Origin of the sequence: Anaerophaga thermohalophila DSM 12881 (genome assembly GCF_000191885.1) — a bacterium.
Lineage (GTDB): Bacteria > Bacteroidota > Bacteroidia > Bacteroidales > Marinilabiliaceae > Anaerophaga > Anaerophaga thermohalophila.
Genome location: NZ_AEWI01000052.1, coordinates 20,394 through 31,417 on the forward strand (window position 1 = coordinate 20,394; position 11,024 = coordinate 31,417).

Annotated in this window: 8 protein-coding genes; 1 reads left to right on the forward strand and 7 read right to left on the reverse strand. The window is 39.9% G+C overall.

All coding sequences use genetic code 11. The features are described 5' to 3' along the window. The first annotated feature begins 184 nt into the window (after positions 1 to 184). A complete protein-coding gene (locus ATH1_RS22305) occupies positions 185 to 577 on the forward strand; it encodes a hypothetical protein (RefSeq protein WP_245531799.1) in 393 nt (130 codons plus the stop codon). Between the two features lie 216 nt (positions 578 to 793). Here the strand turns inward: ATH1_RS22305 and ATH1_RS0113580 are convergent, their stop codons facing one another. The 7 genes from ATH1_RS0113580 to wecB all read right to left on the reverse strand — a co-directional run bounded on the left by ATH1_RS0113580 (position 794) and on the right by wecB (position 10,179). After that, the gene (locus ATH1_RS0113580; protein WP_010422698.1) at positions 794 to 2,095 is read right to left on the reverse strand and encodes an O-antigen ligase family protein; all 1,302 of its coding nucleotides are present in this window, start codon (positions 2,093 to 2,095) and stop codon (positions 794 to 796) included. 118 nt (positions 2,096 to 2,213) lie between these two features. Further along, entirely contained in the window at positions 2,214 to 2,861 is a 648-nt protein-coding gene (locus tag ATH1_RS0113585; protein WP_010422700.1) for an RloB family protein, read from the reverse strand. Between the two features lie 117 nt (positions 2,862 to 2,978). Beyond that, positions 2,979 to 4,313: an AAA family ATPase gene (locus tag ATH1_RS0113590; protein WP_010422701.1), complete on the reverse strand. Its 1,335-nt coding sequence runs from the start codon at positions 4,311 to 4,313 to the stop codon at positions 2,979 to 2,981. 365 nt (positions 4,314 to 4,678) lie between these two features. After that, positions 4,679 to 5,896, reverse strand: coding sequence for a glycosyltransferase family 4 protein (locus ATH1_RS0113595; RefSeq protein ID WP_010422702.1), 1,218 nt, complete (start codon positions 5,894 to 5,896; stop codon positions 4,679 to 4,681). A 165-nt stretch (positions 5,897 to 6,061) separates the two neighbouring features. After that, on the reverse strand, positions 6,062 to 7,189 hold the full coding sequence (locus tag ATH1_RS0113600) for a glycosyltransferase family protein (RefSeq protein ID WP_010422704.1): 1,128 nt from the start codon (positions 7,187 to 7,189) through the stop codon (positions 6,062 to 6,064). 364 nt (positions 7,190 to 7,553) lie between these two features. After that, entirely contained in the window at positions 7,554 to 8,762 is a 1,209-nt protein-coding gene (gene wecC / locus ATH1_RS0113605) for a UDP-N-acetyl-D-mannosamine dehydrogenase (RefSeq protein WP_010422705.1), read from the reverse strand. A gap of 232 nt (positions 8,763 to 8,994) precedes the next feature. Next, a complete protein-coding gene (wecB, locus tag ATH1_RS0113610; protein ID WP_010422707.1) occupies positions 8,995 to 10,179 on the reverse strand; it encodes a non-hydrolyzing UDP-N-acetylglucosamine 2-epimerase in 1,185 nt (394 codons plus the stop codon). Between the last annotated feature and the right edge of the window lie 845 nt (positions 10,180 to 11,024).

The following is an 11,024-nucleotide window of genomic DNA, read 5'->3' on the forward strand; positions in this document are numbered from 1 at the left end:
TCTGCCTACAAAAACCAGTTTTCGCGGATAGGGATCGGCATTGATTCTGTCTGATGCCGATGAGGAGAATAGCTTTACATCGGCAGAATAGAAACCATCCTACAATGTTTTTTTCTTTAAAACCCAGTTTGAGTGCATATTTCTTTTGGGGTAGGCCAGGTACCCATGCGTGTGAGTAGGAGCGGTGGAGCATAAACGGTGCTGCCAGTCGCATGAGTTGTTGTTTGATATTGCCTGCCCATTGATTGTCCATGCTCATAACGGTGGGGATTTTTCCTTTGAAATGCCGGCAGACCTTCAGGTAACCCTTATCCATCCATCCGCTGGAGATAATGATATCGGGATTAATGCGTTTGGCAAGATGCACCAATTCCACATTATTATAATCGCTTCGTTCATAAATGGTTATGTTGTCAGGAAAATCAAACTGAAACGGGGCTTCTTTATTTACCGGCCAGCGGACAATATGTACCGAGTGGCCCTTTTTGACCAGCTCTTTGACACCGGAAAGAAAATAAGATGCAAGTTCTGTGTAGAGGAAAAGGATGTTCATGGTTATATTGTGTCTTACTCCTGATATTTGTGTTTTGTGGCAAAATTTTTCATATTAGATGCTCCACGGCTGTCAGGACTAATGAACTGAAGAATGGATTATTAAATGGATAGATTATTCCTTTTTGTCATTTATTCTGAATATTAATCTCAACCTCAACCTACTGCCCTATTGCCCTATTGCCCTACTCGCCTAATCCCCTACTCGCCTACTTGCCTACTCCCCTACTCGCCTACTCCCCTACTCCCCTAACTCCTCAGCTTGCCTGTAAAATTCCGGGTTCCCTAACATACTCAAAATAATAACGAGAACAATGGTAAAAGGATTGAGTGAGGCCACGAGCCATGACTCAACGGTACACGACAACAAAATGCCGAAGAATACAGCCCATACCATTGGTGTGAAACGTGAAGCACGTATAAAGTTCACCAACCAGCCGAATATAAAAAGGATAAGACCGGTCAGACCAGTATCGAGCCACATTGTGAGCCAGCTGTTGTGGACATTACCCTGGTGCCCGTGTTGTTCAAAATAGTCGCGGTATTGAGCCAATATATGTTCATTGAATGAAAATCCGTGACTGAACCAATAGTTTTCGTTGATGTGTCTCCAGGCAACTTCTGCTACGATTACGCGGCCGGACCCGGTTTCGAGTGTCTCCAGGCGAAAATAGTCGGATAGCCCCAGGGAAATAACGATTTCTTCAAAATTAGCCATCACATATTGATACGAAATAAAAATGACAGACATGATGATGAAACCTATAATGACATCCCTGCGCAATAAGAACCAGGCTGCAATGAAAATTGCTGTAGAGAAAATGCCACCGCGGGAGCCGCCCATTATTAAGGATGCAAAAATCAGTACATAAATAAAGATGGTTTGATTTCGTGTAAAAAGATGTTTGTGAAAATGAATGATAAAAGTGAAAAGTGCAGTGAAAACAAATCCGTATATGCCCATGCCATTGGGATTCCCAAGAAGCCCTGAATAACGTTCGCCCTTAAACATAACAAAGGCAGGATAAAAAACACGCAAAATAATGCCACTTGCCAGAATTATTACACCTACCATGACAAGATGATATAAGAATCGTTCCCGTTCGTAGGTGAGTAAAAGATTAACAAGAGGGGGAATTACCGTTAGTAAAAGAACATACGAAACGGTTTTCTGAAACCCTTCAAAAGCAACCGGACTGCCAATAAGCGAAGCAAAAGCCACAATGAAAAAGGGAATATAAGGTTTAACAAACCTAAGCGAATCTTCCTTTTCTTTGGGCATCACCAGAAACAGATATCCCATCACCAGCATCATGAGGGTTTTCAGGTCTTCTGCAAAGCTGAAAACAGGTTTGCGACTGTCACTGAAAGTAAGTATTAGCCAAAATCCTAACAACAACCACAACCAGGCACCCTTCTTTCGTAATATGAGCATGTGCAGCGGAACCACAACATACACCAAAGGGCCGGCAAAGGCCCCCACCAATACCCAGAACAGGAGGATGAGGTAGTTGTTTTTTTCGTATAAGAGTTCGTTTAGCATAGGTGATTAGGTGGCGGAGTAGGAACTGGTACCCTCCAAGCAGGCAAAATTCATGGGCGTTTTTGTTGCGGCAACTTTTTCCATGCTCGTTTCTTTTTTATACTGCACTCACACGTGATTATTGCTTATTATAATCATTGTCAAATAAATCAAAAATTTTCCACATTTCGGCGATACCTGTTTCGGGATTATTGCTGTCGAATTGACCGTTTTTTCTGGCATTAGTACGTGCAGTTGAAAGAAATGGCATCAGTTTTTTATATATGTCGTTATCTCGTTTTTTGTAATATTGTTCAGTTTTCTTATAATCGGAGAGAACATTACTGCTTTTTTTGAGGTCTTGCGTAGCTCTACTACATGATGGGTAAAAGCGGCTGGTAGATTTAAAATGAAGCAAAAACCAAAATTCAAGACATGGCGTGTTTACACAAACTTCGATGTTTTCAGATTTTTCGAGTTGGCTTTTATACTGCTGAAATTCTTTGATTTTAGACTTTTCTCCTTGTTTGCATTCTCTGTTCTCTTTTAATATAGTGTCAAAATCAACAAGCCAGATAACTTTATCAGCATGATTGGCCTGCTCTTTTACATACTCAAATTGTTCTTGAAGTTTCTTTTTAACCGGCAGATCCGGACGGATGTCAATGGTTGACAATTTATCATAACTTTTTTTTAGCTGGAAATACCATTTTTCTGTTTCTCCATCAACAACAAGTGATAAGATTTTTTTTCCGACAGGTTTGTGTAAGGTTCGTTTTTTTCTCATTATGCTATGTTTTTGAATAAGTTATCTACTCTCCAACTTGCCTGCCTTATTGGATATAATTACAGATTCTTCACAAATTACTAATGACAGCCTGACTTGATGTAATGACCTAACCGGCTAATCACTAAACCCCTCCATATCTATGAAATAATCGTTAAGATTGGGCCTGGCACCAAGCTTTCCGATTTTGTAAGCATTATATATCGAACTTGTATTGCGGATGACAGATGAATCAAAATCGCTAAGTGAAAAAAGATCAACGCCACAATTTTTATTTTTCTCGGTAAACCATATTGAATCGTTTCTTAAAATATCTTTTTCTAAAAAGAACTCCCGGTGGTGGGTCGTTGCAATGAGTTGTGAGCGTGATGAATTGGTAAGAAACGTTAATAAAAAATGTTTAAAAAGGTCCGGGTGCAACGAGGCTTCCAATTCATCAACAGGGAAAATGACAGATTGCGTAATAAGCAGACTTAATAAGCCTGCAAACTGATAATAACGTTGTGTCCCAGCTGATTCATCGTTGTATGGCAAAAAGTAATTCTCCTGTTTGCTGCTTGCAGCAACGGAATGTTCGAAAAATACTTCTCGCGTTTCAATTTCTCCTGATTCCTTAATTTTAGAAACTTCTTCATCCGGAATTAACCCTGAATTCGACAAACGGTCTAAAATATGCGGTTTTACATGTATACTTTTTTTCTTAATGGAAATACCGGAAATATTAAAGTCAGCTTTTTTTAGCAACTCAACTATAATGGTTCTTTGTATTTTGCCTGAATCTAATAAGTTGGAGATGTATGCAAGGAGATTTGTGCGAGGTGTAATGATTGCTTTTAGCGTTTGTTTAAACCAGTTGGTTACTTCCTGCAGTTCCTGTGAGTTTATATTTGTTTTTAAATATCCCCCAAGAAGGGTATTGTTCCACAATGTATTGGCCACAAGTACGTCACGTTGGGCTTTGTTTAAGTGACTTTTGTATTTGGCACCCCAGGTGATTATGCTTACCTCCTGACGGGTATTTGTCTCCCTTTCATAGACAAGAGATTTGTTTGGGGTGTGACTGTAAAGTGATTCTGAAATAACAGCTTTTGAGTTTAACTCTATGTTATATAAATATTTTGTTTGGTTTTGAATAAACTCAAGCGAAAAGAACGTATTTTCGTTTGGTGTCTTTTTATCGAAAAGAAATGGTTTTAAATTTAAAGTATCTGTTTTTTTATCCAGGGGATTGATAACAAGGTCCCTTAAAAAATTTAATGCTTCAAGAATGGTGGTTTTTCCTGATGCATTTGCCCCGTAAATCAATCCGAGCTTTAGTAGCTTTAAGGGTTTATTTTTTATGGGTTGCATCAGATAGTATTTATCCAGTTCATTAGACTGGGCTGCTTCAAAAGAGAGTGTAACCTCTTCGTTAATAGCCTTGAAATTTCTGACAGAGAAATTTACTATCATTTTTTTTGTGTATTTGTAATTGTTTTACAAATATAAGACAAAAATGCGAATTTTGTTTTTTATTTCTCAGCTATCTGCCTGCGGAATAAGTTTAATGGTTGTGGTTCCGGGTTTGTTGTAGCCAATGCAAAATACTTTGTTGTTGTAGTGGGGTTTGTGTAATAATTATTAATTCTTTTACCCAGGAATAGGGAATATGGAGTATTTGTTTAATTATCATTTAGTGTGTTTTGTCTTTTCTGCGGCAGTTCCGTCGCTGCTTTAGTTCTGCCACCGCTCGGCGGTTCGGGGACTTATCATGAGATTTGGAAACAAGTTACCGTTCTGTCTCTGAGCCGTGGCTATTGGTTTAACAACCTTCTGATTTACTGGCCTACTGACCTAATCGCCTCAATGGTTTGTTCCGCCACATTTTCCCACAAAAATTTGTCCTTTATTTTTTGTATTGAGTTTCGTTTCATTTTCATAAGATTTCCATTATCCAGTTGTATCATTTTTTCGAGGGCTTGTTTGAGTTGGTATTTATTGCCCGGTTCAATCAAAATACCATTTTCTGGGCTGACCTGCTCACTTACTGCGCCCACATCTGATGCGATGATGGCACAACCCGATGCCATGGCCTCCAGAATAACCGTAGGCATGCCTTCACTCCAGGATGGGCAGACCAGAACGTCAGATTGTTGCAGGATTTTTTGTATTTTTTTTTCGTCTTGTATGGAGCCGTGGTACATTAGGTTATTAGGTGAGAAGGCGAGTAGGTTATTAGGTGAGAAGGCGAGTAGGTTATTAGAATTTAGACGTTTGGATTGGGGGACAGGACCGATAAAATGGAATTGAAAGTTATAATTCTCTTTAATAAGTTGTTTAATGACGGAATGTAACTCTTCAATGCCTTTGCGGCGCTCGTAACGGCCGATAAAAACAAATTTGCGGATATTTCCGGTATGAGAGGGGATGTTATTGATTAACCATTCGTTTGTGATGCCAATGGGGATTTCTATGACTTTGTTTAGTGGTGTTACCGGTTTTTTCTGTATATCGGTTAATTTCCCGCCCAGCGAAAAAATAATGTCGGAATGGCGTAAATTCCATTTTATCCAGGGGCGCAACATAAGATGTTCCAGATTAACCCTTAAAGAGGGCGCTTTCTGGAACATTTCTACCCCATGAAAATTGATGCCTGTTGGAATATTGAACTTTTCAACTTTTAATCTTTTTCCTAAAAAATACCATCCTGAAAATCCCTGGATATAAACAAAATCAACTGGTTCCTGCTTTAAAAATTTTTCATAAACCCGTTTGGAATACAGATAACTATTCCGGATGTAATGCCCCGGAATTTTCCCGGGTTTAGGAAAATGAACGGGGAAGAATTGCAGGTTTTTAAGCTCTTCGGTACTAAAACCTTCCGGCTGTTCAGGAAATGGTTGCCCTTCAGGAATAGCATGGTAAACATCGACTTTTACCCCTGCCCGCACCAGGTATTTGGCCAGGTAGTAGCTGTGTTTTTGCATGCCACCCATGATGTAGGGGTAGATGCCGTCGGTGAGGAGGGCGATTTTTTTTATGAATGCTTGTTGCATTGTTTTTGTGACGAAGGAAATGATATTATTCGTTCATTGCTTCTGTATAAATTTCCATTAGTTTTTTTGTATGTTTTTCATGGAACCCTTTTTAAGTGTATAATAGGTTCATAACCCCTTTTTTATGTATTCAATTATTTTTTTTCATTAACTGAAGATGGTCTTTTAACTAATTATTAAATCAGAAAAGTTAAATACCGATTTGCTTAAGTGCTTTTCTACAAATAGTATATTTCGTTGCCTTTCTGCGATATCAGGTTTTGGTAAGTAGGGTGTTTCACCTTTGGGTGTCCATATTACTCCAAGATCATTCTCCTTTACCATATTGGAATAATCTCCAATGTCAGGACTGATGATAACTTTAAGCCCGGCAAAAAGGTATTCAGCCACTTTCACAGGAGAAGCTACTTTATTGGTTGTGTTTTGTTCCCGCAATATGATACCGTAATCACATTTTGATAGTATTGTATGAACCAAATCGGGAGATACAAGGGTATTAAAGACTCTTGCGGGAAATTTATTCTTTAAATCCTGAATATTTTTGTCGGGTGGACATAAAAATAAAAAAGCGGAAGATTCCTGTTTTTCTATTGATTCTAAGGCAAATTCACAAATTTTATCTATTTGCTGCCATTTGCCATTCCCTCCTGCAAAAACAGTAACTGTATAGTTTTGTTGATTGACATAGTCAAAAAAAGATATTAAATCTTCCGGGATATTCTCAGCGTCTTCGTTTTTTGTTGTATTGAGCGTACAGGGAATTACTATGGCTCTATTTCCTGAAAAATTAAAGTTTTCCTGCCAGTAATTTATGAGTTTAGAAGAAACGGCAATTTGTCGTTGACTTTGTGTTACCGCCTTTTTTTCAATTTCAAACAATTCATTTTCTATACCTGAGCCATTATATACTCCATACTCCTTTTGTTCAGCCCAAACTGCACCTCTTCCGTCATAAATGATCCGGGCGTTTTTTAGGTTATCAATTGCCAGGTTCGTGGCTATAGGGCCCCTGCATATTATTGTTTGATTGCTCATTCTTCTCTTGAATAACTGAAGCCACAAGCTGTTTGATTTCCAGTTTTTCAGGCGTCCAAGGCTAGGTAGCGCGATGGCACCAGGTAAATAATGTTTGAGGAGCTTCCTGTTTTTGAAGTAGTCACGTAATGAAAAGAATGCAAATACTTTTATGTCCATTCCTGTTTTCATTATATGCTCAACCACTTCAATTACCTGACTGATATAAACCCCGTTGACTGGTTCATTAAAAGTGATGTAGGTAATTTTGTTTTTCATTATGTCGGGGGATGGTGATTTGTGTATGGATGGGTGGGGAACCGGTAGATTTTTTATCTTGTAATTTCGTTCATCTTTTCCTTTGTTACTCCCTGACTCCCTTTAAGGGGAACCCTACGTGCGATACTATTTTATTGTAACATTCGGATTTATCAAATTTATACGAAACGCGGGTTTGGTGGTACTTCCTTTCAGGGGAGTTAGTGGGGTAGTGGAAGGTGCAGTTTACATGTTTTAGCTATTAGGGGGAATCTTGAAATATTTGTTTGAATCGTTCTTCCGCTCACCCCCTGGCCCCCTAAAGGGGGTACGTCCGCCCGCGATTGAATTTATATTGTATCATTCGTGTATTTAAACATGATTTTCATTTTCTTACCCCGCAAAAATCAATTTCAATCTTTTGTTCATCTTTTGTTATACCCGGAAATTCCTTATGGTTTACAAGCCATGCAATAATATCGGCTTTTTCATAACCTTCCATGTATTGTGTTAAAGTAAAGCTGGGATGACTGTGGATGTTTGGTTCAATTATTAGAACTTCGCCCCGGGCTTCGGCAACAATTTTTGATGTTATGTACTTGGCAGGTGATTCGCGCAAATCGTCAATGTTGGGCTTAAAAGCCAGGCCCATGCAGGCGATTACCGGTTGCCGTCCGTGGTCTATCTCGAACTGGCGGGCAGTACTCAGTATTTTTTCAACACTCCATTCTGCTTTGTAATCATTGATTTCTCTCGCTTGACGAATAACGTGAGCATGTTCCGGGTAATCGGAAACCAAAAACCAGGGGTCAACAGCAATGCAATGGCCGCCAACTCCGCATCCGGGTTGCAGTATGTTGACCCTGGGGTGCTTGTTAGCTAGTCTTATTAATTCCCATACATTGATTCCTGCCTTATCGCATATTATTGATAATTCATTGGCAAAAGCAATTTGAACATCTCTAGAACTATTTTCAGTGAGTTTACACATTTCAGCAGTACGGGCATTGGTGGGGTGAAGCTGGCCATTTACAAAAAGACGGTAAAACTCAATGGCTTTTTGGGTGGATGTTTCATCAATGCCGCCAATTACACGGTCATTGTGTTCAAGTTCATATAACACATTTCCGGGCAAAACTCTTTCGGGGCAATAAGCTATAAAAATATCCTTCCTTAGTTCCGGTCTTTCTGTAAAAATTATCTCAGCCATCTTTTCTGTTGTCAATACCGGAGAGGTGGATTCTATGATAAAAAGATCACCATTTTTTAATATTGGGATTATGCTCCGTGTTGCAGCTTTCACAAAGGAAGTGTCAGGCTGATGATCCTGGTTAAAAGGTGTTGGAACTACCACTAAATAAACATCTGCGGGTTGAGGTTCCTGGAAAACTTTAAGAAGGCCTGTTTCAACACTAATTTTTACTAACGTATCAAGGCCGGGTTCCACAATGTGTATATTTCCTGCATTTATAGTTTCCACCACTTTAGGGTTAACATCGCACCCGTTGACTCTGATTCCTTTACCTGCCATAACAGCAGATGTGGGCAGGCCGATGTATCCCATTCCCATGGTGGTGACAGTGATTGGTTTCATTTATTATTTTGTAAATTTAAGATTGGCGTGTGAAAATATTAAAATTTTAAGGAAAAAGCGAAAGGGGTAATTTATTTTGGGTTTTCATTTTTAATAATGAGTGCAGTAATAATTCTCTTTATCCTTCCCTTTCGCACACCCCCTGGCCCCTAAAGGGGGTAGTTCCAACGCACGATTTCTTGAGATTCTAACATTCGCATGTTATTATTTTGTGCTTCTTATTATCTACTATCTAATTGCTTAATCCCCTACTAACTTTTTCCTTTAAGAACTCTACAATCCTCTCAGCTGCCTTTCCATCGCCATAAGGGTTGTTGGCTTTTGACATGGAGAGATAATAATTATTGTCCGTTAAAAGTTTGGTGACTTCTGAAACAATAAGGTCTTTGTTGGTGCCTACCAGCTTAACGGTTCCTGCGTCGACAGCTTCGGGACGTTCGGTGGTTTCGCGCATAACAAGTACTGGTTTTCCCAGGCCGGGGGCTTCTTCTTGAATGCCTCCACTGTCGGTTAGTATAACGGATGAGGTTTTAAGTAAATAGATAAACGGTAGGTAATTCTGAGGTGGGATTAGGTGAACATTGGGGAGTTCGCCTAAAATATCGTTAACCGGTTTTTGAACGTTTGGGTTGAGATGAACAGGATAAATAATCATTAGATTCCGGTTTGCCCAGGCCAGTTCTTTTATGCCATTACAGATATTAAGAAAACCTTCGCCAAAATTTTCCCGCCGATGGCCTGTTATTAGTAGCATTTTCTTTTGGGTTATTTCCTGTGTTATTCCTGGAATCAGGTTGTTTAATTCTTTTATGACAGATGCTTTCAGCTCTTTGTTATCTTCAATGATATCCGTCGCCTTATGTAAGGCATCAATAACGGTATTGCCTGTTGTACAAATATTTTCCTTAGCTACTTTTTCTTCAATCAGGTTTTTGGCTGCCCATGGGGTTGGGGCAAAGTGCCAGGTGGTCAGGCGGCCGGTCAGTTGGCGGTTCATCTCCTCGGGCCAGGGCGAGTATATATTATAAGTTCTCAGGCCTGCTTCCACGTGTCCCACGGGTATTTGTTTGTAAAAAGCAGCCAATGCAGCTGCCGTGCTGGTGCCGGTATCACCATGTACGAGAACAGTGTTGGGGGCAAAATCATTCAGTATTGATTTAAGCCCCTGTAGAACTCCCGAAGTTATGTCGTATAAGTCTTGCCCGGGTTTCATCAAATTTAAATCATAATCGGGAATGATATTAAAAACTTTTAAAACCTGATCGAGCATTTCCCGATGTTGGGCCGTGATGCAGACTTTTGTTTCAAAAGTACTTTGCTGTTTTTCGAGTTCGTTTACCACAGGTGCCATTTTTATAGCTTCTGGGCGTGTACCGAACACGAGAAGTACTTTTACTTTATCTGATTGATTGGGCATTTTTTTAGTTGTTTTTAATTGATATAGATGTGGGGGACTTTGCACAAAAGGATGTTAGCTTTTCGCTCAAAGCTGGAAGTTCAAAGGGGGGTAGTTTTAAATCTTCATCCATATAAAATTTACTTATTAAGGGCGGATGGAACTCGCATGTGAGTACTTATACATATTCTTTTGTGACAAACCTTGCTATGCTCGTTTCATTTGTATTGCCCGTCGCACAGCCCCTGGCCCCGTAAAGGGGTACCACCACCGCGCGATTCGTTTTAAATTGATACATTCGTATGGTTAAATTTATTGTGGCTTGCGGGTTAGCCCGGTTCTCCCCTTTAGGGGAGTTAGTGGGGTGAAGGTAGGGTAGAAATAAGCTTTAATGATTCGTTTTATCCTTCCCTTTGCACACCCCCTGGCCCCCTAAAGGGGGAATTTCCATCGCACGATTTCTTTTAAATTGTCACAAACGTATGGTTAAATTTATTGTGGGCTGTGTGAGCCCGGTTCTCCCCTTTAGGGGAGTAAGAGGGGTGAAGGGAAGGGGGCAAGTTTTGGTTTTTCATTTTTACTTTTTATCCTTTCCCGTCGCACACCCCCTGGCCCCCTAAAGGGGGTACCACCATCGCGCGATTCGTTTTAAATTGATACATTCGGATGGTTAAATTTATTGTGGCTTGCGGGTTGGCCCGGTTCTCCCCTTTAGGGGAGTAAGAGGGGTGAAGGGAAGGGGTAGAAATAAGCTTTAATGATTCGTTTTATTCTTCCCGTCGCACACCCCTTGGCCCTCTAAAGGGGGTACCACCAGCGCGCGATTCGTTTTAAATTGATACATTCGTATGGTTAAATTTATTGTG

Coding starts and splice junctions, on each gene's coding strand:
- ATH1_RS0113595 (WP_010422702.1), bottom strand. CDS start 5,896: ATGCAACAAGCATTCATAAAAAAAATCGCCCTCCTCACCGACGGCATC.
- ATH1_RS0113585 (WP_010422700.1), bottom strand. CDS start 2,861: ATGAGAAAAAAACGAACCTTACACAAACCTGTCGGAAAAAAAATCTTA.
- wecC (WP_010422705.1), bottom strand. CDS start 8,762: ATGAAACCAATCACTGTCACCACCATGGGAATGGGATACATCGGCCTG.
- ATH1_RS0113600 (WP_010422704.1), bottom strand. CDS start 7,189: ATGAAAAACAAAATTACCTACATCACTTTTAATGAACCAGTCAACGGG.
- ATH1_RS0113580 (WP_010422698.1), bottom strand. CDS start 2,095: ATGCTAAACGAACTCTTATACGAAAAAAACAACTACCTCATCCTCCTG.
- ATH1_RS0113590 (WP_010422701.1), bottom strand. CDS start 4,313: ATGATAGTAAATTTCTCTGTCAGAAATTTCAAGGCTATTAACGAAGAG.
- wecB (WP_010422707.1), bottom strand. CDS start 10,179: ATGCCCAATCAATCAGATAAAGTAAAAGTACTTCTCGTGTTCGGTACA.